Below are 25242 nucleotides of genomic sequence, written 5' to 3'. Positions count from 1 at the left end.
CCGCCCACCGCATGACCCGCAGTACCCGCTCTCGCACGATCGAAGGAGATCCATGCCCCGCACACACCTCGTCCTCGACGCCGCGTTCACCGTGGGGCCGGTGCGACGTCGCCTGTTCGGCGGGTTCGTCGAGCACCTCGGCCGCCACGTCTACGACGGCATCCACGAGCCCGCGCACGAGACCGCCGACGAGCACGGCTTCCGCAAGGACGTCGTCGAGCTCGTCAAGGAACTCGGCGTCTCCGCCATCCGCTACCCCGGCGGCAACTTCGTCTCCGGCTACAAGTGGGAGGACGGCGTCGGCCCCGTCGAGCAGCGCCCGAAGCGCCTCGACCTGGCCTGGCACTCGACCGAGACGAACGAGGTCGGCCTGCACGAGTTCCAGCACTGGCTCGACCAGGTCGGCTCCGAGCTCATGCTCGCCGTCAACCTCGGCACGCGCGGCACCGCCGAGGCGATCGAACTCCTCGAGTACGCGAACATCAACGCCGGCACCGCACTGTCCGAGTACCGCAAGTCGAACGGCCGCCAGGAGCCCTTCGCCATCAAGATGTGGTGCCTCGGCAACGAGATGGACGGCCCGTGGCAGCTCGGCCACAAGAACGCCGAGGACTACGGCAAGCTCGCCGCCATGACCGCCAAGGCCATGCGGCAGATCCAGCCCGACCTCGAGCTGGTCGCCTGCGGTTCCTCCGGAGCGTCGATGCCGACGTTCGGCGAGTGGGAGCGCACCGTCCTCGAGCACACCTACGACGACGTGGACTACATCTCGGCGCACGCCTACTACGAAGAGGGCGACGATCTGCCGTCGTTCCTCGCCGCGGGCGTGAACATGGACCACTTCATCAAGACGGTCACCACCGCCGCCGACCACGTGCAGGCGCAGAAGAAGTCCGACAAGCGCATCGACATCTCGTTCGACGAGTGGAACGTCTGGTCGATCACGAAGTGGAACGAGCAGCAGAAGACCTTCGGGCCGCAGGACTGGCCGGTCGCCCCGCGCCTGCTCGAGGACGTCTACACCGTCGCCGACGCCGTCGTCGTGGGTGGGCTGCTCATCTCGCTGCTCCGGCACGCGGACCGCGTCGCCTCGGCCTCGCTCGCGCAGCTCGTCAACGTGATCGGCCCGATCATGACCGAGCCCGGCGGCCCGGCCTGGCGCCAGACGACGTTCTTCCCGTTCTCGCTGACGTCGCGCCTGGCGAACGGCACGTCGCTGCAGGTCAAGGCCTCGGGCGACACCGTCGACGGCGGCAAGTACGGCGAGGTCCCGGTCGTGGACTCCGCCGCCACCGTGTCCGAGGACGGCAAGGCCGCGGTCTTCCTGATCAACCGCCACCCGTCCGAGTCGACCACCGTCACGATCGACCTCGCGGGCCTGGCGGCCTCGGGTGACGTCCGTGCCGAGGGCATCTGGGACGACGACATCCACGCCGTGAACGACCTGCCGTCCACCGAGCGCGTCGGGCTCCGCACGAACGAGACGGTCAGCCGCGACGGCGACACCATCACGATCGAGCTGCCGCCCGTGTCCTGGACCGCCGTGTCGATCGGCTGAGACGCCTCGGCGTGCGCTGCGGCGGGCGTCGAGTGAGCACAGAGGACGTCGGGCGGTCGCGCCCGACGTCCTCTGCTCGTTCCCGCGCGGGTGCGCGGGGGCCGAGTCTCGGCCTGGGCGACACTTCTCGCGCGCGCGGCCGCGAGATCGGTCGCTCACCGCGAGTCTCGGGGCAACGGGCTCGAGACTCGGCCGGGCGGCGGACGGGAGGCCCGTGGCGGGCTGGCACCGTGCCTCCCGTCCGGTGGGTCCAGGGATTGCGGGCCGAGTCTCGGCCTGGGCGACACTTCTCGCGCCCGCGGTCGCGAGATCGGTCGCTCACCGCGAGTCTCGGGGCGCGGCCAGCGGCCGGCCCGCGGGCGGGCCGCGTCAGCGCGTGGGCGGGGGCGCGGTGCTCGACCGCTCCACCAGGCGCACGGGCACCAGGTCGGGGGCGGAGGACACGGACTCGCCGTCGATCTGGGCGAGCAGGTTCGCGACCGCTCGGCGCCCGACCTCGTCGAACGACTGGTGCACGGTGGTGAGCGGCGGCCAGAAGGAGTCGGACTCGGGGGAGTCGTCGAACCCCACCACGCTGAGCGACGACGGCACGGACCGCCCGGACTCGTGTGCGGCGCGGAGCACGCCGAGGGCGGTCTGGTCGTTCGCGGCGAACACCGCGGTGATGTCCGGGCGTGCGGCGATCTCGAGCCCCGCCGAGTAGCCGTGCTCGGTCGTCCAGCCGCCGTGGAAGACCGGCGGGACGACCCGTCCGGCGCGCGACAGGGTGTCCTGCCACGCGGCCAACCGGCGTGCGGCGGAGTACGACGAGGTCGGTCCGGCGACGTGCCAGACGGTCTCGTGGCCCAGGTCGAGCAGGTGCTGCGTGGCCTGGCGGGCACCATCGGTCTGGTCGGTGTCGATCGCCGGGTGCTCGGTGCTGCCGGTGGAGTCGACGATGACCATCGGCACGCCGTCGGGCAAGACGACCTCGGCCGTGTCGATGATGTGCGACTCGATGATGATCACGACGCCGTCGACGGCCTGCTCGTGCAGGCGGGAGAACGCGGAGCGGACGCCTTCCTCGGTGCGCGAGGCCATCGGCAGCAGCGTGATCGTGAAGTCGGCGGCACCGGCGGCGTCGGCGATCGCCTCGAGCGTGCGCATGTTGCCGAAGGACGCGAGGGTGAACATGATCACGCCGATGGTGCGGAAGCGCCCTGATCGCAGGGCACGGGCTGCGCGGTTCGGGCGGTAGCCGAGGGCGTCCATCGCGCGCTGGACCCGGTCGCGGGTGTCCGGGCTGACATTGTCGAACCCTCGGGCGACACGCGAGACCGTCTGCATGGAGACCCCGGCTGCGTCGGCGACGGCGGCCATCGAGGGCGAGCGGCGGGTGCCGGCGGGGGACTCGGTCGTCATCGGCTCGCTCCTTCCGTTGCGGGTTCGCGCAGTCTGCCTCCCCGGACGGTAGTGCATGTTGACGTTGCCATGCTATCGTCCTGACGTTCGATGTTGACGTCAACATCGGTGTTCACCCCGGACCTCTGATCCGTCCGGGGCTGCGACGTCGACATCGACCACCCGAACGCAGCAGACGAAGGAGTCACATGAGCACGCTCGCAGCGCGGCCCGGCGAAGCAGCCGCAGCGCAGCCGGCAGCACCCCGCCCGGCCGGTCGTCGGACCAAGGCGCGCGGACGCTGGACCGGCTGGCTCTTCGTCGGCCCCTTCGTGGTCGTCCTCGTCGCCATGCTCATCGTCCCGATCGGCTACGCCCTCTGGCTCAGCCTGTTCCGCGACCAGCTCATCGGCGGCAACCAGTTCGTCTGGTTCGCCAACTACGTGCAGCTCTTCCAGGACGCCAAGTTCTGGTCCGGCTTCGGCCGCGTCGCGATCTTCCTGGTCGTCCAGGTGCCGATCATGCTCGGGCTCGCACTCGTCGCCGCCCTCGCGCTCGACAGCGCCCGACTCTGGGGCACGTCGTTCTTCCGCATCGCGGTCTTCCTGCCCTACGCCGTCCCTGGTGTCGTCGCGGCCCTGATCTGGGGCTTCATCTACGGCAACCAGTTCGGTCTCACCGGCGCCGCGAACGATGCCCTCGGCATCGACCTGCTGCAGCCCTTCAGCCCCACCTGGGTCCTGACGAGCATCGGCAACGTGGTCACGTGGGAGTTCCTCGGCTACAACATGCTGATCTTCTACGCCGCACTCCGCACGGTGCCCGGTGAGCTGTACGAGGCCGCCGAGCTCGACGGCGCGGGCCCCCTGCGCACGGTGTTCTCGATCAAGCTCCCGGCGCTCCGCGGCCCGATGGTCATCGCCACGATCTTCTCGATCATCGGCAGCTTCCAGCTCTTCAACGAGCCGAACCTGCTCAAGACGCTCGCGCCGAACGTCATCGGCAGCGCCTTCACCCCGAACATGTACGCCTACTCGCTGTCCTTCAGCGGTCAGCAGTTCAACTACTCCGCCACGGTCGCGATCGTGATGGGCGTGATCACCGCGGTGATCGCCTACGTCGTCCAGGTCCGCGGCACCCGCGAGGAGAACCGATGAGCACCATCCAGCACCCCGCCGGGCCCGCAGCGGCCACGGTGACCGAGGCGACCACGACGCAACGTGCGCCGCGCACCCGCTCGATCCGCGCCTCCAGGAAGGCCGAGGAGCACGTCGACGGACGCAAGCCAAAGCGTTCCGGCCTGCTGACCGCGGTCATGGTCGTCTTCGTCGTGTACTCGTTCGCGCCGCTGTTCTACCTGCTCGTGAACAGCACGAAGACGCAGGCGTCGCTGCTGTCGACCTTCGGCCTCTGGTTCGGCGGGGACTTCAACCTCTGGCAGAACATCGTCGACACCGTCACGTACAACGACGGCATCTTCCTGCAGTGGTTCGGCAACACGCTGCTCTACGTGGTCGTCGGTGCCGGTGGCGCCACGCTGCTCGCGACCGTCGCCGGCTACGGCATGGCGAAGTTCCAGTTCCCCGGACGCCGCGCGGTGTTCGCCATCGTGCTCGGTGCCATCGCGGTCCCCGGCACGGCGCTGGCGGTCCCGACCTTCCTGCTCTTCTCGCAGGTCGGCCTGACCAACACCCCGTGGTCGATCATCCTGCCGTCGCTCATCAGCCCGTTCGGCATGTACCTGATCTGGACCTACGCGGTCGACGCGATCCCCGCCGAGCTCCTCGAAGCCGCCCGCATGGACGGCGCCGGCGAGTTCCGGATCTTCTTCACCATCGCGCTCCGCCTGCTCGCTCCCGGTGTCGTCACCGTCCTGCTCTTCGCGGTCGTCGCCACCTGGAACAACTACTTCCTGCCGCTCATCATGCTGAGCGACCCGAAGTGGTACCCCCTGACGGTCGGCCTGAACCAGTGGAACGCCCAGGCCACCGGGTCCGGCGCGCAGCCGATCTACAACCTCGTCGTCACGGGATCGCTCCTCACGATCATCCCGATCGTGGTCGCGTTCCTCTTCCTCCAGCGCTTCTGGCAGTCCGGCCTCGCGGCCGGGTCGGTCAAGGCCTGACACAGCAAGCTCCACCCCCTCTCCACGAAGAAGTGAAAGGCACCCCCATGAACAAGCGTCTCCGGCGCGGGCTCAGCGCCCTCGCCATCGGCGTCACCGCCGCGATCGCCCTCGCTGCCTGCGCGTCCGGCGGCTCGTCCTCCGGCGGTTCGTCCGACGACATCGACAAGGCCCTGAAGGACGGTGGCACCCTGACCTACTGGTCCTGGACGCCCTCCGCCAAGGCCCAGGTCGCCGCGTTCGAGAAGCAGTACCCCAAGGTGAAGGTCAAGCTCGTCAACGCCGGCACCGGCGCCGACCAGTACACGAAGCTGCAGAACACCGTGAAGGCCGGCTCCGGCGCCCCCGACGTCGCCCAGGTCGAGTACTTCGCGCTGCCGCAGTTCGCCCTGTCCGACTCGCTCCTCGACCTGTCCGGCTACGGCTTCGACTCGCTCGAGGACAAGTTCGCGAAGAGCACCTGGAGCTCGGTCTCGATCGACGGCAAGGTCTACGGCCTGCCGCAGGACTCCGGCCCCATGGCGCTGTTCTACAACAAGACGGTCTTCGACAAGCACGACATCGCCGTGCCGAAGACGTGGGACGAGTACGTCACCGCCGCGAAGAAGCTGCACAAGGCCGACCCGAACGCGTACATCGCGGCCGACTCCGGCGACGCCGGCTTCACCACGAGCATGATCGCCCAGGCCGGTGGCACCCCGTTCACCACCGACGGCGACAAGGTCACGATCAACCTGCAGGACGCGGGCACCAAGAAGTGGACGAGCACCTGGAACGAGCTCGTCGAGCAGGGCCTGCTGTCGAAGACGGTCGGCTGGACCGACGACTGGTACAAGCAGCTCGGCAACGGTGAGATCGCCACGATGATCACCGGCGCCTGGATGCCCGGCAACCTGGAGTCCGGCGTCGCCCAGGCCTCGGGTGACTGGCGCGTCGCCCCGATGCCGACCTACGACGGCGGCACCGCCCAGACCGCGAACAACGGCGGCAGCGCCGAGGTCGTCATGAAGCAGTCGAAGAACCCGGCCCTCGCCGCGGGCTTCCTGAAGTGGCTGAACTCGTCGAAGGCGTCGACCGACGTCTTCATGAAGTCCGGTGGGTTCCCCTCGACCACCGCCGACCTCGACTCGTCGGCCTTCCTCGACGAGAAGCCGGAGTACTTCGGCGGCCAGCAGATCAACAAGGTGCTCGTCGACGCGTCGAAGTCCTCGGACAACGACTTCACCTACCTGCCGTACCAGGTGTACGCGAACAGCGTCTACGCCGACACCGTCGGTCAGGCGTACGAGAACGGCACCTCGCTCGACGCCGGCCTCGAGGCCTGGCAGAAGGCCCTCGCCAAGTACGGCAAGGACCAGGGCTTCACGGTCTCGACAAAGTAGGCACCGCACCCTCGGCGGGGCCGTGCGGACACGTCCGCACGGCCCCGCTCCACGCCCGGCTCCGGCCGGCCATGAGAAAGTCACACCATGCGATTCGCCATCGGCGACACCGACTTCCTGCTCGACGGCGAGCCGCACCGGGTCCTGTCCGGCGCGATCCACTACTTCCGCGTGCACCCCGACCTGTGGGCCGACCGCATCCGCAAGGCGAAGCTGATGGGGCTGAACACCATCGAGACCTACGTCGCCTGGAACGCGCACGCCCCGTCGCCCGGGGTCTTCGACCTGACCGGCGGGCTCGACCTGGGCCGGTTCCTCGACCTGGTCGCCGCCGAGGGCATGCACGCCATCGTCCGCCCCGGCCCCTACATCTGCGCCGAATGGACCAACGGCGGCCTGCCGTACTGGCTCTTCGCCGACGGCACCGTCGGCGTCCGACGCGACGAGCCGGGGTTCCTCGCCGCCGTTTCCTCGTACCTGCACGCGTTGGCGCCGGTGCTGGTCCCACGGCAGATCGACAACGGCGGACCCATCGTCCTGGTGCAGGTCGAGAACGAGTACGGCGCCTACGGTTCCGACCCCGTCTACCTGTCGAAGCTCGAGCAGATGCACCGGGCGATCGGGCTCACCGTCCCCTTCACGAGCGTCGACCAGCCGATGGGCACGATGCTCGAGGACGGCTCGCTGCCGTCGCTGCACAAGACCGGCTCGTTCGGCTCGCGGTCCGTCGCCCGCCTCGAGCGCCTGCGGCAGGCGCAGCCCACCGGCCCCCTGATGTGCTCCGAGTTCTGGGACGGCTGGTTCGACAGCTGGGGTGAGCACCACCACACCACGCCGGCTGCTGCCTCGGCAACGGACCTGGACGACCTGCTCGCCGCCGGCGGCTCGGTCAACATCTACATGTTCCACGGCGGCACGAACTTCGGCTTCACGAACGGCGCGAACGACAAGGGCGTCTACCGTCCGATCGCGACGTCCTACGACTACGACGCCCCGCTCGACGAGGCCGGTCGGCCCACCCCGAAGTTCCACGCCTTCCGCGCGGTCATCGAGCGCTACGCGCCCGTGCCGCCGCTGCCGGCATCGATGGAGCCGGGTGGATCGGGTCGGCTCGCGTCCGATGCTGCGGACGGAGCCGACCGGGAGGCCCGGGTCGTCCCCGCCACGGACCTCGCCGTCCGCCTGGACCGCGTCGCGTCGCTCCGCTCCCTGCTGCCCACGCTCACGACGTGGTCGGCGCACGACGAGCCGCCGACGTTCGACGCCCTCGGTGCGGCGAGCGGCTTCGTCCTGTACCGGGCCGAGGTGGACCTGCCGTCCGGCGGCGTGCTGACCGTCGGCACCGAGGTCCGCGACCGCGCGATCGTGTCCGTCGACGGTGTGGTCGTGGGCGTCCTGGAGCGCGAGCACCACGACCGTGCGATCGTCCTGCCGCCGGTGACCGGCACGCTCGAACTGCTCGTCGAGGACCAGGGGCGGGTCGACTACGGCATCCGCATCGGCGAGCCGAAGGGCCTGATCGGCGGGGTCGCCGTCGACGGGGTCCCGCTCTCGCGCTGGACCGCGTCGCCGTTGGCGCTCGACCCGGTCGCACCGTCCGCACTCGAGGCGCTGTCCGCCGTGGAACCGGCCGACGGCGAGGTGCTCGCCGGACCGACGTTCGCCACGGGGTCGTTCGACCTCGACGCGGTGGACGACCGCTACCTGGCGCTCGACGGGTTCCGCAAGGGTGTCGCCTGGGTCAACGGGTTCTGCCTCGGCCGGTACTGGTCGCGCGGCCCGCAGCAGACCCTGGCGATCCCCGGCCCGGTCCTGCGCTCAGGCCGGAACGACTTGGTCGTCCTCGAGCTGCACGCGTCGGCGTCCCGCACGGCGCACCTGCTCCTCGAGCCGGCGTTGGGCCACACCGAGGCGTAGCCGCGCGTACCTGGTCGAATCGGGCGTCCCTGGTCGGAAGTTTCGACCAGGGACGCCCGATTCTGCTTTCCACCGCGGGCGTCATGGGAAGGATCAGTCGCGGTCGAGCGCGTCCAGGTCGGCGAGGGCACGCTCGGCGTCGGCGATCCGATCGGCCTCGGGCCGCGTCCACCACTCCGGGCCCCGTTCGCCGAGGCCGTGCTTCGCCAGGCCGTTCCGGTGCCGCGCCGCAGCCAGTGCTCCGTGGTCGTCCGCACGGTTGGCCTGCTTGACGGCGTTCCGCCCACGGCCGAGGTGGCTCCGGAGCGCCGCCGCGATGTCCTCGGGCAGCGCGGGGTCGGTGCGGCGCCAGCGTCGGCCGTCCACGACGAAGAAGTGGTCGTCGGGCTCAGCGGTCATGGTCCGAGTCTGCACCGTCGGTGGTGTCGGGTAGACAGGAGCCGATGAGCAACGACCGAGTCCGCCCGATGCTCGACGTCCGACGCATCTACGCCGAGCGGGCCGCCCTCGAACTGCAGCGCGGGCAGGAGATCCTCGGGCGCTGGCCGGACGCCGAGATCGTCCCGGTCGAGTCGCACTGGAACATCCCCGAGGTGCACGGCGACGAACGGAACGTCCAGCGCTGGGTGCGGATCAAGGCCGAGGCGCTCGTGCTCGGCGTGAAGAAGTCGCTGGTCACCCGGCCGAACGGTCGCTCCGCCGACTTCATCGCGCCCTCGACGGCGAACGGCTGCGCGATGGCGTGCGCGTACTGCTACGTGCCACGGCGCAAGGGCTACAGCAACCCGGTGACGGTGTTCGCGAACATCGACCAGATCACGAAGCACGTCGCACGGAACATCGCGAAGCAGGGACCGAAGACCGAACCGAACCAGTGCGACCCGGAAGCCTGGGTCTACGACATCGGCGAGAACAGCGACTGCTCGGTCGACGCGATGCTCAGCGACAACGTCCGCGACCTCTGCGACCTCTTCCGGATGACCCCGACGGCCAAGGCCTCGTTCGCGACGAAGTACGTCAACCGCGACCTGCTCGACTGGGACCCGATGGGCCGGACCCGCATCCGCTTCTCGCTCATGCCGCACGAGACCGCGAAGGTCACCGACATCCGCACGAGCCCGATCGCCGAGCGCATCGCCGCGGTGAACGACTTCGTCGACGCCGGGTACGAGGTCCACCTGAACTTCTCGCCGGTCATCGTCACCCCGACCTGGGAAGCCGACTGGGCCGAACTGCTGCGGCAGGTCGACGACGTGCTGTCCCCGGCCGCCAAGGCGCAACTCGCGGCGGAAGTGATCTTCCTCACGCACAACCAACCCCTGCACGAGGTCAACCTCGGCTGGCACCCGAAGGCCGAGGACCTGCTGTGGCGCCCCGACCTGCAGGAGCAGAAGGTGTCGCAGAACGGCGCAGTGAACGTCCGCTACCGGTCCGGCATGAAGGGACAGCTCGTCGAGCGCTTCCGCGAACTCGTCGCCGAGCACCTGCCGTCCTGCCGCATCCGGTACGCCTTCTGAACGCACCGACGGCCCGACGTCAGCAGACGTCGAGCCGTCGGTGCGTTCACGAGCTGGTGCTCACGCGTCGTCGACGGCGTCCTTCGCCTTCTCCGTCTGCATGCGCGCCTCGCCCATGTGCTGGTCCTTCTTGCCCTGGGCGTGCAGCTCCTGGTCGTCGGTGTGCTCGCCGACCTTCTCCTCGACCTTGCCGACGATCTTCTGCGTGGCGTCCTTGGCCTTGTCTCCGAGCGACATGGTGATTCCTTCCGGTGGGGCATCACCGGCGGTCCCGGCGGTGTGCCACCGACAGTACGGACGCGCCTGTACCCCGTTCACTGCGGCGGGACAGGCGCGTCGCTGATCACGGGATGAGGCGGTCGGCCCGGTAGCGCGCGAACAGGTCGGCGAACGCGCGTTCGGTCCGGCGGAAGGCCGTGAACCCGGCGTCGCGGCTCTTCCCCATGTCGGTGACGACCTCCATCGCGCGACCGAGGTCGGCGTCGGTGTGCCACCACGAGGCGAGCCGGGTGATGTCCGCCTCTGCCAGACCGTGTCGCTCGGCGATGCCGGCCCACTCGGACTCGTAGGGTGCCATCTGCTGCTCGAGCGGCCGCGGCTCGTCCTCGTAGCCGACCACGCGCGCCGGGTCGACGCCGAGGTGCGCCGCGAGCCGCGGCCACATCCAGCGCCACCGGAAGACGTCGCCGTTCACGATGTTGAAGGCCTCGTCGGCACCCTCGGGTGCGGTCGCTGCCCAGACCATCTGCTCGGCGAGGATCCCGGCCTCGGTCATGTCGGTCAGGCCGTTCCACTGCGCCTCGCTGCCCGGGAACACGAAGTCCAGGTCGAGCTCCTTCGCCAGCGTGGCCTGCACCGCGATGGTCAGGCCCATGTTCATCGCGTTGCCGACGGCGTGCCCGATCACGGTGTGCGAGCGGTGCACCGACCACGTGAAGCCCTGGCGCTCGGCGGCGGCGAACAGCTCGTCCTCCTGCGCGTAGTAGAAGTTCGGGGTGTCGAGTCGGGGCTCTTCCTCGTGGAAGGGCGTGTCCGGCATCTCGCCCGCGGCGTAGGCCTCGAACGGGCCGAGGTAGTGCTTCAGGCCGGTGACGAGGGCGACGTGCTCGAGCGGAGCGTGTGACAACGCGGCCAGCAGGTCGCGGACCATACCGCCGTTCACGCGGATGTTCTCCGCTTCGGTCTCCTGGCGCTGCCACGCGGTGAAGAACACGTGGGTCGGCTGCTCGTCGGCGAGCGCGGTCGCCAGGCTCTCGGGGTCGCGCAGGTCCGCTGCGACGGTCCGGACGCCCTGCTCGGCGAGCGGCCGGCGGGACAACGCGGTCACGTCCCAGTCGAGGTCGAGCAGGTGGCTCACCAGGGCGGAGCCGGTGATGCCGCTCGCTCCCACGACGAGGGCTCGGGGCTGGGCGGAGGTCGGTGCGGTCGATCCGGTTGCAGTCATCCCTGCATGCAACCGACGATGGACGACAGGTGTTCCCTCACCGCGGGCGACGGATGCGGATCGGGCCCTTCGCCGTCGAGGGGTCGACGACGGAGCCGCCCTGGGTGATCTCGACCTCGCCGCGGGCCGTCATCCGTCGAGCCGCTCGACGGGCGGGTTCCATCAGCGGACGCCAGTCATCGGGCTCGAGCGAACGCGCGACCTCGGACGGGCAGATGCTCGAGGTCCGGGCCCGCGCGGCGAGGAGTTCGTCGATGCGCTGTTCGAGGGCCCGGTCGGTGGCGTCGACTCCGTGCTTCCGGCACGCTGCGGAGCAGTACCGCGCCTCCGGGGCCGCGGACGCGGGCATCGTCCGACCGCACGACGCGCACGTGCGCTCGGCGTGCTCCGCCTCGTTCGCCGCAGCGTCCGCTTCCGTTCTGATCGCGCGTCCCATGCCGTCATCTTCGTCCTGCTGCTCCTGTCCGTTCTCAGCACGAGCGCACCGGGCGCGGGTCCGGCTGGCAGCATCGGAGCGGTGACCTCCGACACCGTCCCCGTCCGTCAGCCCGAGCCTTCCTGGATCGAGCACGTCATGTGGTGGCACGTCTACCCGCTCGGGTTCGTCGGGGCGGACGTCCGACCCGGTTCTGCTGTCGAGGAACGCGCCGTCGAGCACCGCCTCGGCCGCATCGAGCCCTGGCTCGACCACGTCGTGGACCTCGGCCTGAACGGCCTGGTGCTCGGACCGGTGTTCGCGAGCTCGACGCACGGCTACGACACGGTGGACCACTTCCGCATCGACCCCCGGCTCGGCGACGACGCCGACTTCGACCACCTGGTCACCGCCGCGCGGGAGCGGGGGATCCGGGTCCTGCTCGACGGCGTCTTCAACCACGTCGGCCGCGAGCACCCGGCGTTCCGGGCGCTCGAGGAGCAGGGTCCGGACGCAGCGTCCGCTGACCTCTTCGCGATCGACTGGTCGGGGTGGACCCCGGGGCAGCCGGTGCCCGTCGGGTTGTTCGAGGGGCACGACATCCTCGTGGCGCTCGACCACGACAGCGCAGCGACCGAGGACCTCGTCGTCCAGGTGATGACGCACTGGCTGGAGCGGGGGATCGACGGCTGGCGCCTCGATGCTGCGTACGCGGTGCCGCCGGCGTTCTGGGCCAGGGTGTTGCCGCGGGTGCGGGAGCGGTTCCCGGACGCGTGGTTCAGCGGCGAGGTGATCCACGGCGACGCGGCGGCGATCGCCCGGGAGTCGACCATGGACTCGTTGACGCAGTACGAGTTGTGGCAGGGGATCTGGCACGGCATCGCGGACGGCAACGGCCACGAATTGGCGCACGCGATCGAGCGGCACGACGCCCTGCTCGAGACCTTCGCCCCGACGACCTTCATCGGCAACCACGACGTGACCCGCATCGCGAGCGCCGTGGGGGAGCCGTTCGCCGGCCACGCCGCCGCGGTGTTGTTCACGGTCGCCGGCACCCCGATCGTCTACGCGGGCGACGAGTACGGCTGGACCGGGGTGAAGGAGGAACGCGAGGGCGGCGACGACGCCGTCCGGCCGGAGTTCCCGCCCACACCACCCGCACCGGGCGAGCTGACGCACGCGTACGAGGCGCTCATCGCCCTGCGCCGCCGCAACACGTGGCTGCACCGGGCGCACACCGACGTCGTCCACCTGACGAACACCGCGGTCGTCCTGCGCACCGCGACGTCGGACGCTGCCGTGGTGACCGCCCTGAACCTGTCGGCCGACCCCGTCGAGGTTCCCGCAGCCGACGCGACGCAGGTGGAGGCGGGCGGTGCCGATCTCGGGGACGGGACCATGCGCCTCCCGGCCCGGGGGTGGGCGGTCCTGTCCCGCTGACGCACGAAAGCGACAGAAGTGCGCGGATGTTCCGCAGCACTCTGTCGCTTTCGCGGGGTGACCCCGACCGACGCCCTACTTGCGCGCGGCGGCCGCCCGACGCTTGTTGAACACGTCGAACGCGACGGCGGCGAGCAGGACCAGGCCCTTGATCAGGGACTGGTACTCGGTGCCGACGCCGAGGATCGACATGCCGTTGTTGAGCAGGCCGATGATGAGACCACCGACGATGGCGCCCGGGACCGTGCCGATGCCGCCCGTGACCGCCGCGCCACCGATGAACACCGCGGCGATGGCGTCGAGCTCGAAGCCGTTGCCCGCACCGGGGGCCGCCAGGTTGAGCTGACCGGTGAAGACCACGCCGGCCAGGGCCGAGATGACACCCATGTTGACGAAGAGCATGAACGTCACGCGCTTGGTCTTCACGCCGGACAGCTGCGCGGCCAGGGCGTTGCCGCCGATGGCGTAGACGTGGCGGCCGAACACCGCGCTCCGCATGATGACCGAGTAGATCACCACGAGGGCACCGAGGATGACGAGCACGATCGGGGTGCCGTTGTAGCTCGCGAGCAGCAGGGCCACGTAGACGACCAGCACCACGCCGAAGACGAGCTTCACGATGAACCAGGCGAACGGTTCGCTCTCGAGCTGGTACTTGCGGCGGGTGGCGCGGCCGCGGAACGCGGTGACGGCCATGACGGCTGCGGCGGCGAAGCCGAGGATCATCGTGAGCGGCTCGTAGCCGGTGGTGCCGAACGACGGCAGGAAGCCGGACCCGAGGGCACGGAACCCGTCCGGGAACGGCGAGATCTGCTGGTTGTGCAGCACGATCTGCGCCGCACCGCGGAAGGCGAGCATGCCGGCCAGGGTGACGATGAACGCCGGGATCCCGAAGTAGGCGATCCAGAACCCCTGCCAGGCGCCGACGAGCGCACCGACGACCAGGCAGAGCACGACGGCGATCGGCCACGGGATGTGCCACTGCGTGATCATCACGCCGGCCATCGCGCCGGTGAAGGCGACGACCGACCCGACCGACAGGTCGATGTGCCCGGCGATGATGACCATCACCATGCCGATGGCGAGGATGAGGATGTAGCTGTTCTGGACGATCAGGTTCGAGACGTTGATCGGGGCCAGGGTGATGCCGTTGGTCGTCACCTGGAAGAAGACGACGATGACGATCAGCGCGATGAACAGGCCGATCTGTCGGAGCTGCCCGGTGAGGTAGCCGGCGGCGGACTTAAGCGCGTTCATTGACAGGGGTCTCCCGTTCCTGGGTCATGTACTGCATGAGGACCTCTGGGGTGGCCTCGGAGCGGGGCACATCAGCGGTGATGGTGCCCTCGGAGAGCGTGTAGATGCGGTCGCAGATGCCGAGGAGCTCCGGGAGCTCCGAGGAGATCACGATGACCCCCTTGCCCTGGTCCGCGAGGCTGTTGATGATCGTGTAGATCTCGTACTTCGCACCGACGTCGATGCCGCGGGTCGGCTCGTCGAGGATGAGGACGTCGGGATCGGTGTACATCCACTTCGACAGGACGACCTTCTGCTGGTTGCCGCCGGAGAGCTTGCCCGTGACGACGTCGACGTTCGGTGCCTTGATGTTGAGGTTCTTCAGGAACTGCCCGGCGACCGTGGTCTCCTCGGACGCGTTGACGAAGCCCCAGTTCGCGAGCTTCCCGAGCGCCGACCCGGAGATGTTCCGCTTGATGTCGTCGATCAGGTTCAGGCCGTACCGCTTGCGGTCCTCGGTGACGTACGCGATGCCGTGGTCGATCGCCTGTGACACCGTGTGGGTCTTGATCGGCTCGCCGCGCTTGTAGACGGTCCCGCTGATGCCGGATCCGTACGACCTGCCGAACACGCTCATCGCGAGTTCGGTCCGCCCGGCGCCCATCAGTCCGGCGATGCCGACGATCTCGCCGGCCCGCACGTTCAGGTTGACCTGGTGGATGATCTCGCGCGACCCGTCGAGCGGGTGGTGGACCGTCCAGTCCTCGATCCGCAGGAGCTCCTCGCCGATCCGGGGATCGTGCTCGGGGTACCGGTTCGACAGGTCGCGGCCGACCATGCCGCGGATGATGCGGTCCTCGGACACGTCGTCGGCGTGCATGTCGAGCGTCTCGATGGTCTTGCCGTCGCGGATGATCGTCACCTTGTCGGCGATCGCCTTGATCTCGTTGAGCTTGTGGCTGATGATGATCGCCGTCATGCCCTCGGCCTGCAACGAGCGGATGAGCTCGAGCAGGTGCGCGGAGTCGTCGTCGTTCAGGGCGGCGGTGGGCTCGTCGAGGATGAGGAGCTTGACCTTCTTCGACAGTGCCTTCGCGATCTCGACGAGCTGCTGCTTGCCGACACCGATGTCCACGATCTTCGTGACCGGGTTGTCCTTGAGGCCGACGCGCTGCAGGAGCTCGGCGGCGGCCAGGTTCGTCTTGTTCCAGTCGATGAAGCCGCCCTTGGACCGCTCGTTGCCGAGGAAGATGTTCTCGGCGATCGACAGGAACGGGCTCAGCGCGAGCTCCTGGTGGATGATGACGACGCCAGAGGCCTCGGAGTCGTTGATGTCCGCGAACGAGACCGGTGCGCCGTCGAGCAGGATCTGCCCCTCGAAGGAGCCGTGCGGGTAGACGCCCGACAACACCTTCATCAGGGTCGACTTGCCGGCGCCGTTCTCGCCGCAGATGGCGTGGACCTGGCCACGCTCGACCTCGATCGAGACGCCCTGCAGGGCCTTCACGCCGGGGAACGTCTTGGTGATGTCACGCATCTCGAGGATCGTGTCCGTCACGTCGACCGCCTTCCGTGGTGCGCGCCGTGGCGCGCGGATGGGGCGGACGGGAGGCACGGGGCGGGGTCGACCCGTGCCTCCTGTCCGACAGGTGGGTTGCGACTACTTCAGGTCGGCTTCGGTGTAGTAGCCCGAGTCGACGAGGACTTCCTTGTAGTTGTCCTTCGTGACGACCGTCGGCTGGAAGAGGAAGGTCGGGACGACCTTGACCTTGTTGTCGTAGCTCTTCGTGTCGTTGACCTCGGGCTTCTTGCCGGTGAGCAGGTCCTCGGCCATGGTGACCGACTGCTTGGCGAGCTTGCGCGTGTCCTTGTAGATGGTCGAGTACTGCTGACCGGCGATGATCGACTTGACCGACGCCGCCTCGGCGTCCTGGCCCGTGACGGTCGGCAGCGGGCGGTCGCTGGTGCCGTAGCCGGCACCCTGCAGCGCCGAGATGATGCCGATCGAGATGCCGTCGTACGGCGAGAGCACGCCGTCGAGCGTGGTGCCGCCCGAGTAGGACTTCGCGACCAGGTTCTGCATGCGGGCCTTGGCGGTCGCCGGGTCCCACTGCTGCGTGGCGGCCTGCGAGAGCTGGTCCTGACCCGACTGGATCTTCAGCGTGCCGTCCTCGAGGTACGGCTTGAGGGTCTTCATGGCGCCGTTGAAGAAGAAGCTGGCGTTGTTGTCGTCGAGCGAGCCGGCGAAGACCTCGATGTTGAACGGGCCCTTCTCGCCGGTCTTCTCGCCCTTGTCGTCGAGGACGCCGAGGCCGGTGAGCAGGCTCGTCGCCTGGTCGACGCCGACCTTCTCGTTGTCGAACGACACGTAGTAGTCGACGTTCTTGTTGCCCGTCAGCAGGCGGTCGTAGGAGATCACCTTGATGCCGGCCTTGGCGGCGGCGTCGAGCTGGTCGGAGAGGGCTCCGCCGTCGATCGACGCGATGATGAGGACCTTCGCGCCCTTCGTGATCATGTTGCTGACCTGCTGGGCCTGCTGCTGGACCTTGTTGTCGCCGTACTCGAGGTCGACCTTGTAGCCGGCCTTCTCGAGGTCGCTCTTGACGGCGTCGCCGTCCTTGATCCAGCGTTCCGACACCTTGGTCGGCATGGCGACGCCGACCAGGGCGCCCTTGTTGTCGGTGCTGCCGCCGCCGTCGGTGGACGCACGGCCACCGGCCGAGCAGCCGGCGAGTGCGATCGCGATGCCGAGGGCTGCAACGCCCGCGATGATCCTGCGCTTCGTCATCGAAGTACCTCTGTTCCTCTCGCGTCGTCCTCGACGCGCTCAGGTGCCGGGGCTGCTGTGCCCCGAGGGATGTGCTCGTGTGAGCGCTCACATCTTGTGGGTTCCGTGACGGGGTGTCAACTCGACGTGACCGTTTCGCGATCTTGCCGCGCGGGTCGGACTGCGCGGTACGGTTGGCCTCGTGACGACCACGACCGCCCCAGGGGGCACGGGCGGCAAACGCCGGAAGGCGCCGACGATCTTCGACGTCGCCGAGCGTGCGGGCGTCTCCCACCAGACCGTCTCGCGCGTCATCAACGGCGATCCGACGGTCCGCGACGCGTTCCGCACGCAGGTCACCGACGCCGTCCACGAACTCGGCTACCGGCCCCGCGCCGCCGCCCGGGCACTCGCCGGCGGCCGGAGCCGCGCGCTCGGCATCATCACCGCGGGCGACGCCCTGTACGGTCCGTCGAGCACGGCGATCGGGTTCGAACGCGCGGCCCGGTCGGCCGGGTACCACGTGCTGCTCTCGACCCTGCCCGAGGACCCGACGCCGTCCGACCTGTCCGGTGCACTGACCACGCTGCTCGCGCAGGACGTCGCCGCGATCGTGCTCGTCGCCGCCGACAACCGCGTGCTCGACGCCCTCGCCTCGCTCACGGTGCCGGTCACGGTGCCCGTGGTCGTGGCCAACGCCGTGCAGCGGGACGCCGTCCGCGCGCCGGTCGCGCCCACCGTCGCCGCGGTCGCCATCGACCAGGCCGAGGGCACGGCGCTCGTGATGCAGCACCTGTTCGCGCGCGGGCACCGGCGGATCGTGCACATCGCTGGACCACCGGTGTCGCAGGAGTCCGAGGTGCGCCGTGCCACGTACGTCCGGATCATGGAAGCGGCCGGCCTCGAGCCCGTCGTGCTCGACGGCGACTGGACCCCGGGGAGCGGGTTCGCGGCCGCACGCCACATCGACGTGACGGCCGTCGACGCCGTGTTCGCCGGCAACGACCAGATGGCGCTCGGGGTGCTCCACGCCTTCGCCGACGAGGGCCTGCGCGTGCCGGACGACATCGCGGTGGTCGGGTTCGACGACGTGCCCGAGGCCGCGCACTTCACGCCGCCGCTGACCACCGTGCGGCAGGACTTCCGGGCGATGGGCGAACGGGTGCTCGACACCGTGCGGGCCCTGGTCGAGGGCGAGCCGCGCGACGAGACGCTGCTGGCGCCCGAGCTCGTGGTCCGCCGCAGCGCGTAGAGCGCACGGTGCGGGGTTCTCCGGCCGGGGCGACGTTCTGCCGTGCGCGGGGCAGCGGCGCACGGTGCCGCCTTGCCCATCCGGTGCGAGGTTGGTCGCTCGGTGCGGCGCTCCCCTCACCGAGCGAGCAACCTCGCACCGGCCGGCCAGGGGCGCACGGTGCGGGGCCGTGTCAACCTCGCACCGGCCGGGCTGACCCGACCGTCAGCCCTTCAGCGCGCCGGACGACAGGCCTGCGACGTAGAACCGCTGCAGCCCGACGTAGAGCGCGATGCACGGGATCATCGCCACGACCGACCCGGCGACGAGGTTGCCGTACGACACCTGCCCGTACGCACCGGTCTGCAGGTTGAGCAGCGCCACCGGCAGCGTGTAGAGCGAGTCCTTCGTCAGGAAGGTCAACGCTCCGAGGAACTCGGTCCACGACGCCAGGAACGCGTACAGCGCAGCGGTCGCGGCCCCGGGCAGCAGGAGCGGGCGGAGCACCGACACGACGACCCGGAAGCGGGAGGCCCCGTCGACGAACGCCGAGTCCTCGAGTTCGGTCGGGATCGACTCGAACGCGTTCCGCATCACGAACACCCCGAACGGCAGGTTCACCGTCGTGTAGAACAGCACGAGCCCGAGCAGCGAGTTCGTGAGCTTCATGGCGTTCATCTCGAGGTACAGCGGGGTGAGGATCGCCTGGAACGGCACCATCATCGTCAGCAGCACCAGGCCGAACACGATGCCGGAGCCGCGGAACCGGAAGCGGGCGAACCCGTACCCGGCCATCGTCGCGATCACCGCGGTGAGCACGGCGGTGGCGATCGACACGATCAGCGAGTTGAACACGCCGCTCAGCAGGTGCGACGACGAGCTGAACACCGCCGCGAAGTTCTGCCAGCCGAGCTGGAAGAACGTCGCGGGGTCGGCCGCCTGCGTGATGACGGCCTCGGACTGGAACGCCCGCAGGATCGACCACAGCAGCGGGACGCCGAAGACGAGCACCGACCCGACGCCGGCGATCACGTAGAGGGTGCGCTTGACGGCGGTGTCGCGTGGATGCCGGACGCTGCCCTGGTGGTGGCGCCGGCGGTGTCCGTCGCCGCTGGTGGTCAGCGTTCGGGTGGACAGGTCCGGTGCTGCGAGGCCGGCGCGGGAGGTCGTGGTGCTCATGGCTCAGTCCTTCTCTCGCAGTGCCCAGAACTGGAACACCGTGACGGCGGCGATGACGACGACGAGGGCGATCGACTCGGCGGTCGCGGCGCCGAGCTGCAGGTTGACGAAGCCGCGGTTGTAGATCGCGTTCACGATCGTGGTCGTCTCGGTCCCCGGTCCACCCTGGGTCAGGATGTAGAACTGGTTGAACGCGAGCAGCGAACCGATCACCGAGATGATGGCGCTGAGGGCGATGGTCGACCGGATCATCGGCAGGGTGATGAGCCGTTCGGTCTGCCACCAGGACGCGCCTTCGAGCTGCGCGGACTCGTACACCTCGTCGGGGATGCCCTGCATCGCCGACATCAGGAGCACCATCGTCAGCCCGGACACCGCCCAGACCACGAGCACGCAGATGAGCAGCGTGGCGAGGGGGCCGTTGACGAGCCAGGCCGTGCTGCCGTCGGTGATGCCGAGCCAGCGGAGCACCATGTTGACGGCTCCGGAGTTCGGCTGCGCCTCGAGCACGAGCATGAACGACAGCGTGGTCAGGCCGACGACGTACGGCAGGAAGAACACCGTCCGCAGCAGGGTGCTGCCCCGTCGCCGGGCCCGGATGAGCACCGCCAGGAAGTAGCCGAGCACCAGGATCGGCACCGTCACGATCGCGGTGTACAGCAGCGTGTACCCGATGGCGTGCACGAACGTCGGGTCCTGGAACAGCGTCAGGTAGTTCTGCAGCCCGATGAACCGGTACGGGCCGATCAGGGGCCAGTTCGTGAACGAGATGTAGAGCGCGAACACGAGCGGGGCGAGGACGAACACCGCGACGAAGACGATCGCCGGGGTGACGAGCACGGCGCCGGCGCGCGGCGGGTGCGTGAGCGAACCGCGGGACGGACCCGGGCGGCCCCGGCCCCGGCCGCGGCCGACGGTCGGGCGGCCGGCGCCGGTCCGTCGGGTGGAGATGGTGGTCATGTCTGCACCTCTCTGTGCAACAAACGAGCGAACGAGCGTCGGTCAGGCCTGGACCTGGTCGAGGATGCGGGTGTAGTCCGCCTGCGCCGTCCGCATCGCGGCAGCGGTGCCCGAACCGAACACGGCCTCGCGGAACATCGCGAAGTACGGCGACGACGGCTGGTTGACGAGCAGGTTGTAGGCCAGGGTCTGCGGCGCGTAGCCCTTCTCGATGGCGTCGAGCGGGCCGAACGCCAGCGGGAACCGCTTCCGGTACTCGGGCGTCGCGGCGTCCGAGCGGGTGGGGAAGTACCCGCCGTCGGGCAGGGCCTGCTGTTGCTGGAGACCGTTTGCGTACTGCATGAAGGCCCAGCCGCCCGACGGGTTCGCCGCCCCGTTCGGGATGCACATGTTGTCGCCGCCGTCGAAGAACGACCGCTGGCCGTCCCACGACGGGATGAGCACCGTCTGCATCTTCGCCCGCATCGCCTTGGTGGCCGCGGGCACGGTCGCGCCGTACGAGGTCGGGAAGATCCCCACCTTGCCGGCCCGGAAGTCGGCGCCCCAAGTCGTGCCGGCGTCGGCGTACGTCGCTTTCGACAGCACGCCGTCCTTCCAGAGCTGCCGGTAGAACTCGAGCATCCGTTCGAGGGCTTCGTTGCCGGTGATGTTCGCCGTCTGCCCGCCGACCTCGCCGGACATCATGTCGACGCCCGTGGCCCAGACGTGCGGCTGCGTGACGAAGCCGATGATGCCGGCGGCGTTGCCGGAGATCGACCAGCCGAAGACGTCGTCGTCGAGCTTCCGGATGGCCTTCGCCGCGTCGAGCAGCGTGGAGAGGTCCTTCGTCGACTCCTCGACGTCGAGCCCCGCCCGGTCGAACAGCTCCGTGTTGACGAACAGCTGCGAGTTGTCCGCCAGGTAGGGCAGTCCGTAGTACCGGTCGCGGTACTCGAGCAACCGCAGGTGCCCCGGTGAGATCGCGTCGAAGTAGTCGAGGCCCTGCACCACGTCGGTCAGGTCGGCGAACGCCTCGCGGAAGATGAACAGCTGCGAGTTGATGTCGTCGATGTCCACCACGTCCGGCGGCTCACCACCGCGGATGGCCGTCGCCAGCTTCGTCACGTACTGCCCGTCCGGCACCGGGGTCAGCTCGACCTGCAGTTTCGGGTTCGCCTTGTTGAAGCCGGCCACCGCCGAGGTCAGCCCCGCCTGGGTCGCGGACCGGCACCAGACGTGCACGGTGCCGGTCGCGTCCTTGCCGAAGCTCGCCGCCTTCGCGTCGACCTTCGGCAGGGTGCCGGAGCACCCTGCCAGGGCGAGTGCTGCGCCGCCGGCGACACCGCCGACCAGGAACGCTCTGCGGTCCATCACGTCACCGCGCCAGCGGGAGCCACACGCGCATCGGCGCCGCGCCCCGGTTCGCCCAGGCGTAGTAGGGAACCGCTGTCGCGGTGACCGACGGGAGGCCCGTGGTGGCGCCCTGCGAGCTGGCCACGTCGCCGACGCGGGTCGCGTCAACGGCGTGACCCGCGCCTCCAGACCGGGTCGCGTCCAGCCGCTGGTACGGCCACGGTGCCTGCTCGTGTGCGGCGGGGGCGTGTCCGGGAACGCGCAGCGTGACGATGCCGTCGAGCAGGTCGTCGCGACGTTCCTCGGTGATCGGGGCGACCGCGTCGACCGTCAGGTCGTCGACCGTGAAGCCCTGCTGGTCCGCCTGCTCCACGGCGTACACGAGGGGGCCGCGCTCGATGGCGACCTGACCGCGGGCGGCGTCGATGCGGGAGTCGGCGACGTACCGGTGCGGCGTCGTGTCGAAGACGAGCTCGACGGTGTCGCCGGCGGTCCAGTGCCGGTCGACGACGTGCAGCGTTCCCGGCTCCGGGTGCGCGGTGCCGTCCGGACCCTGCACCGTCGTCGTGTCCGACCAGACCGGGATCCGCAGGCCGAGGGCGAGCGGGCCGTCCTCGGTGACGGTGACGACCACGCGGCCGTCGTGCGGGTAGCCGGTCTCGACCGACACCGGGCCGAGGTCCGCGGTCGCGTACTGGTGGACCTGCAGGCCGCCGTCGGTCGCCGTCGCCAGGTAGCCGTCCAGGCTCGCGAAGGTGCGCATGATGTTCGGCGGGCAGCAGGCGCAGTCGAACCAGCCGCGGCGCCCGTGTGCGGGGGAGCGGTTCTCGTCCTGGTGCGCGTGGTCCCGCTGCTGCAGGGGGTTCACGTAGAAGTACTCGGTGCCCGCCAGGCTCACCCCGGCCAGGAAGGCGTTGTACAGCAGGCGCTCGATCGCGTCGGCGTAGACCGGCTTGCCGGTGGCGAGCAGCAGGCGCCAGGCCCACTGGACACCGCCGATGGCCGCACAGGTCTCGGCGTAGCCGCGGTCGGTGGGCAGCTCGTAGGGGTCGCCGAACGCCTCCCAGTCCCAGCGCGCACCGAGGCCGCCGGTGATGAAGGCCTTCGTCGCCATCATGTCCGCGAACTGCGTCTCGCTCGCGGCCAGGAGCTCGGTGTCACCGGTCTCGATCGCGACGTCCACCGCACCCGCGGCCAGGTACACGGCGCGGACGGCGTGGCCCTCGACGGTCGTGGCCTGCCGGCTCGGCACCCGGTCGGAGAAGTACGTCGGCTCGCCACCGGCGCGCTCGATGATGCCCGTGCCGCGAGCGTCGACGAACCAGTGCGCCAGGTCGAGGTAGTCGCGGTTCCCGGTCTCGCGGTACAGCTCGACCAGGCCCATCTCGACGACGGGGTGGCCGTCGACGTCGCGGGTCTTCGGTGTGCCGTCGGGTGCGGTGCCGTCGCCGAACGTGCGGACCAGGTGGTCGGCGTTCTTGATCGCGACCTCGAGCAGGCCGGTGTCGCCCGTCGCGCGGTGCTGCGCCACGGCCGCCTGGTAAAGGTGCCCGGCGCAGTACATCTCGTGGCTCCACTTGAGGTCCGTGTACCGCTCGCCCTTCCCACGGATCTGCTGCACCGAGTCGAGGTAGCCGTCGTCGGCCTGCGCCTGGGCGTACAGGGCGGTGACCTCGCGCTGCAGGTCGAGCAGGTCCTCGGACGGGGCCCGGCCGTACTCCCACGCCACCGCCTCGAGCCACTTCGTCACGTCGGAGTCCATGAAGATCGGCCCGGTGGCCTCGCCCTCCTCGAGCCCCGCGGCGATGCGCAGGTTCCGGAAGTTGCCGGCGGTCTCGAGCAGGGCGTACCCGCCGCGGACCGCGTCACGGCCGTTGCGCTCCTGCCGGAGTGCCCAGAACCCGCCGGTGATCCGGGCGTCGCCCGTCGGCAGGGGCCGGAGCGTCAGGTGCGCGGCAGCGGTGGGGAGGACCGGGGTCGCGGTGTGTGCACGGCTGTCGGTCGCGAGCGTGGTGGTCATGTCGCCTCCTTGCGATGTGACGTGATCCGTTTCGGAAAACGGTTTCTGGCGGGGACGCTACGACATCGACACGGTGTGCGCAAGCATCCCAGCCGATTCGATGCGTATGCTCATCGACACGTCTCCCGATCCGGAAAGGAGTTGCCGTGACGCTCGAACGCACCGGTGTCGACCGCGGCGCGCAGCCCGTCCGCATCACCGACGTCGCCGCGCTCGCCGGGGTGTCGATCGGCACGGCGTCGAAGGCGCTCAACGGCACCGGGCAGCTCCGCGACTCCACGCGGGCGCGGGTCAAGGACGCCGCCGAGAAGCTCGGGTTCGTCGGTGATGCCCGGGCCCGCGCACTGTCGTCGGGCCGCACCTACACGGTCGGCATGATCACCACCGACTCCTTCGGTCGGTTCTCGATCCCGGTGCTGCTCGGCGCCGAGGACGCCCTGTCCGCCGGGCAGATGGCCGTCCTGCTGTGCGACACCCGCGACGACCACGTCCGCGAGGCCCACTACCTGCGCTCACTCGCGGCCCGCGGGGTCGACGGCATCATCGTGACCGGTCGGTCGGCCGACGCCCGGCCGCCGATCAACGTGTCCATCCCCGTGGTCTACGCCTTCACCCCGTCGACCTCGGCCGACGACGTCTCGATCACACTCGACGACGAGGCCGGCAGTGCGGCCGTCGCCGCCCACGTGCTCACCCTCGGCCGGTCACGCGTCGCCGTCGTCACCGGGCCCTCACGGCACCGTTCCGCTGAACGCCGGGTGGCGGGAGCGGCCTCAGTGCTCGGGTCGCGGCTCGTCACGCCGCCGCTGTTCGGCGAATGGTCGGAACGGTGGGGGCGCCAGGCCGTCGACGTGCTGGCTCGGCAGTCGCCTGACGTCGATGCGATCGTGTGCGGCAGTGACCAGATCGCCCGCGGCGTGTGCGATCGGCTGCGGGAGCTCGGACGATCGGTGCCCGGAGACGTCGCCGTCACGGGCTTCGACGACTGGGACGTGATGGCGCTCGCCTCGCGGCCGCCGTTGACCACAGTGGACCTGCGGCTCGAGGAGCTCGGGCGTGTGGCGGGGCAGGCGTTGCTCGGCCTGATCGACGGCGGTGCGGCGGCCTCGGCGTCGGTCGCCCCGGCCCTCGTCATCCGCGAGAGCACCGCCGGCCCGTAGCCCGCCGCCGCGCGCCCCCCGCGGCCGCCGCCCGCCCGGACCCCGAGGTTCCGAAATCTCGGCATCTGGGCGCGGATCCGAGTCGTCGGTGGAACCTGGGCGGTGCGCGGGCGGCGTGTTGTGGAACCTCGGCGGGAGGGGGTCGGGCGAGTCTTCTCCGCGGATGGGTTCACCGGGCG

Annotated in this window: 21 protein-coding genes; 9 read left to right on the top strand and 12 right to left on the bottom strand. The window is 69.8% G+C overall.

Going from position 1 to position 25242, the window contains the following annotated elements; translation table 11 throughout:
• Positions 1 to 52 precede the first annotated feature (52 nt).
• Positions 53 to 1558, top strand: coding sequence for an arabinosylfuranosidase ArfA (gene arfA, locus ACVKXF_RS03500; protein WP_456794839.1), 1506 nt, complete (start codon positions 53 to 55; stop codon positions 1556 to 1558).
• 369 nt (positions 1559 to 1927) lie between these two features.
• Here arfA and ACVKXF_RS03495 read toward each other — a convergent pair whose 3' ends face one another.
• Complete coding sequence (locus ACVKXF_RS03495; protein ID WP_456794838.1) at positions 1928 to 2959, bottom strand: LacI family DNA-binding transcriptional regulator; 1032 nt, start codon at positions 2957 to 2959, stop codon at positions 1928 to 1930.
• Between the two features lie 188 nt (positions 2960 to 3147).
• Between ACVKXF_RS03495 and ACVKXF_RS03490 the strand changes: the two genes are divergently transcribed.
• The 4 genes from ACVKXF_RS03490 (at position 3148) to ACVKXF_RS03475 (ending at position 8362) form a co-directional block, all read left to right on the top strand.
• A complete protein-coding gene (locus ACVKXF_RS03490) occupies positions 3148 to 4095 on the top strand; it encodes a carbohydrate ABC transporter permease (RefSeq protein WP_123314116.1) in 948 nt (315 codons plus the stop codon).
• Positions 4092 to 5063 (top strand): carbohydrate ABC transporter permease, encoded by a 972-nt coding sequence (locus ACVKXF_RS03485; protein WP_221180584.1) that lies wholly within the window; start codon positions 4092 to 4094, stop codon positions 5061 to 5063. Before ACVKXF_RS03490 ends, ACVKXF_RS03485 begins: the two co-directional genes overlap by 4 nt.
• Before the next feature lie 47 nt (positions 5064 to 5110).
• A complete protein-coding gene (locus tag ACVKXF_RS03480) occupies positions 5111 to 6445 on the top strand; it encodes an ABC transporter substrate-binding protein (RefSeq protein WP_340195802.1) in 1335 nt (444 codons plus the stop codon).
• 87 nt (positions 6446 to 6532) lie between these two features.
• Positions 6533 to 8362 (top strand): glycoside hydrolase family 35 protein, encoded by a 1830-nt coding sequence (locus ACVKXF_RS03475; RefSeq protein ID WP_456794837.1) that lies wholly within the window; start codon positions 6533 to 6535, stop codon positions 8360 to 8362.
• A gap of 93 nt (positions 8363 to 8455) precedes the next feature.
• Here the strand turns inward: ACVKXF_RS03475 and ACVKXF_RS03470 are convergent, their stop codons facing one another.
• Positions 8456 to 8761 carry a biopolymer transporter Tol gene (locus ACVKXF_RS03470; protein ID WP_456794836.1) on the bottom strand — a complete coding sequence of 102 codons (306 nt, stop codon included), beginning with the start codon at positions 8759 to 8761 and terminating at the stop codon, positions 8456 to 8458.
• 44 nt (positions 8762 to 8805) lie between these two features.
• Between ACVKXF_RS03470 and ACVKXF_RS03465 the strand changes: the two genes are divergently transcribed.
• Positions 8806 to 9879, top strand: coding sequence for a spore photoproduct lyase family protein (locus ACVKXF_RS03465; protein ID WP_456794835.1), 1074 nt, complete (start codon positions 8806 to 8808; stop codon positions 9877 to 9879).
• A gap of 60 nt (positions 9880 to 9939) precedes the next feature.
• Here the strand turns inward: ACVKXF_RS03465 and ACVKXF_RS03460 are convergent, their stop codons facing one another.
• The 3 genes from ACVKXF_RS03460 to ACVKXF_RS03450 form a co-directional block, all read right to left on the bottom strand.
• On the bottom strand, positions 9940 to 10116 hold the full coding sequence (locus ACVKXF_RS03460; protein ID WP_123314111.1) for a CsbD family protein: 177 nt from the start codon (positions 10114 to 10116) through the stop codon (positions 9940 to 9942).
• A gap of 106 nt (positions 10117 to 10222) precedes the next feature.
• Positions 10223 to 11323, bottom strand: coding sequence for an SDR family oxidoreductase (locus ACVKXF_RS03455; protein WP_456794834.1), 1101 nt, complete (start codon positions 11321 to 11323; stop codon positions 10223 to 10225).
• Positions 11324 to 11360: 37 nt separating this feature from the next.
• Positions 11361 to 11759, bottom strand: coding sequence for a DUF3253 domain-containing protein (locus ACVKXF_RS03450; protein ID WP_123314109.1), 399 nt, complete (start codon positions 11757 to 11759; stop codon positions 11361 to 11363).
• Positions 11760 to 11840: 81 nt separating this feature from the next.
• Here ACVKXF_RS03450 and ACVKXF_RS03445 point away from each other — a divergent pair, with 81 nt between their 5' ends.
• Complete coding sequence (locus tag ACVKXF_RS03445; RefSeq protein ID WP_456794833.1) at positions 11841 to 13178, top strand: alpha-amylase family glycosyl hydrolase; 1338 nt, start codon at positions 11841 to 11843, stop codon at positions 13176 to 13178.
• 75 nt (positions 13179 to 13253) lie between these two features.
• On the opposite strand, the gene mmsB is transcribed toward ACVKXF_RS03445, so the two are convergent.
• From mmsB to chvE, 3 genes are all read right to left on the bottom strand, one after another.
• Positions 13254 to 14435, bottom strand: coding sequence for a multiple monosaccharide ABC transporter permease (gene mmsB, locus ACVKXF_RS03440; RefSeq protein WP_111086259.1), 1182 nt, complete (start codon positions 14433 to 14435; stop codon positions 13254 to 13256).
• Positions 14422 to 15972: a multiple monosaccharide ABC transporter ATP-binding protein gene (mmsA, locus tag ACVKXF_RS03435; RefSeq protein WP_123314108.1), complete on the bottom strand. Its 1551-nt coding sequence runs from the start codon at positions 15970 to 15972 to the stop codon at positions 14422 to 14424. Before mmsA ends, mmsB begins: the two co-directional genes overlap by 14 nt.
• A gap of 102 nt (positions 15973 to 16074) precedes the next feature.
• Entirely contained in the window at positions 16075 to 17202 is a 1128-nt protein-coding gene (chvE, locus tag ACVKXF_RS03430; RefSeq protein ID WP_123314107.1) for a multiple monosaccharide ABC transporter substrate-binding protein, read from the bottom strand.
• Positions 17203 to 17383: 181 nt separating this feature from the next.
• On the opposite strand from chvE, the gene ACVKXF_RS03425 reads away from it, so the two are divergent.
• Positions 17384 to 18433 (top strand): LacI family DNA-binding transcriptional regulator, encoded by a 1050-nt coding sequence (locus ACVKXF_RS03425; protein ID WP_456794832.1) that lies wholly within the window; start codon positions 17384 to 17386, stop codon positions 18431 to 18433.
• A 204-nt stretch (positions 18434 to 18637) separates the two neighbouring features.
• Here ACVKXF_RS03425 and ACVKXF_RS03420 read toward each other — a convergent pair whose 3' ends face one another.
• The 4 genes from ACVKXF_RS03420 to ACVKXF_RS03405 are packed head-to-tail and all read right to left on the bottom strand — an operon-like array spanning position 18638 to position 23903.
• Positions 18638 to 19591, bottom strand: coding sequence for a carbohydrate ABC transporter permease (locus tag ACVKXF_RS03420; RefSeq protein ID WP_456794831.1), 954 nt, complete (start codon positions 19589 to 19591; stop codon positions 18638 to 18640).
• Positions 19592 to 19594: 3 nt separating this feature from the next.
• Complete coding sequence (locus ACVKXF_RS03415) at positions 19595 to 20551, bottom strand: carbohydrate ABC transporter permease (protein WP_456794830.1); 957 nt, start codon at positions 20549 to 20551, stop codon at positions 19595 to 19597.
• Between the two features lie 42 nt (positions 20552 to 20593).
• Positions 20594 to 21901 (bottom strand): ABC transporter substrate-binding protein, encoded by a 1308-nt coding sequence (locus tag ACVKXF_RS03410; protein WP_340195794.1) that lies wholly within the window; start codon positions 21899 to 21901, stop codon positions 20594 to 20596.
• Between the two features lie 4 nt (positions 21902 to 21905).
• Entirely contained in the window at positions 21906 to 23903 is a 1998-nt protein-coding gene (locus tag ACVKXF_RS03405; protein WP_456794829.1) for a glycoside hydrolase family 127 protein, read from the bottom strand.
• Between the two features lie 146 nt (positions 23904 to 24049).
• On the opposite strand from ACVKXF_RS03405, the gene ACVKXF_RS03400 reads away from it, so the two are divergent.
• Positions 24050 to 25063 carry a LacI family DNA-binding transcriptional regulator gene (locus ACVKXF_RS03400; protein WP_456794828.1) on the top strand — a complete coding sequence of 338 codons (1014 nt, stop codon included), beginning with the start codon at positions 24050 to 24052 and terminating at the stop codon, positions 25061 to 25063.
• Positions 25064 to 25242 lie beyond the last annotated feature (179 nt).

The organism is Curtobacterium sp. PvP017 (genome assembly GCF_054060195.1).
The sequence above is the reverse complement of the archived record's forward strand: the minus strand, read 5'-3'. Positions and strand labels throughout refer to the sequence as shown.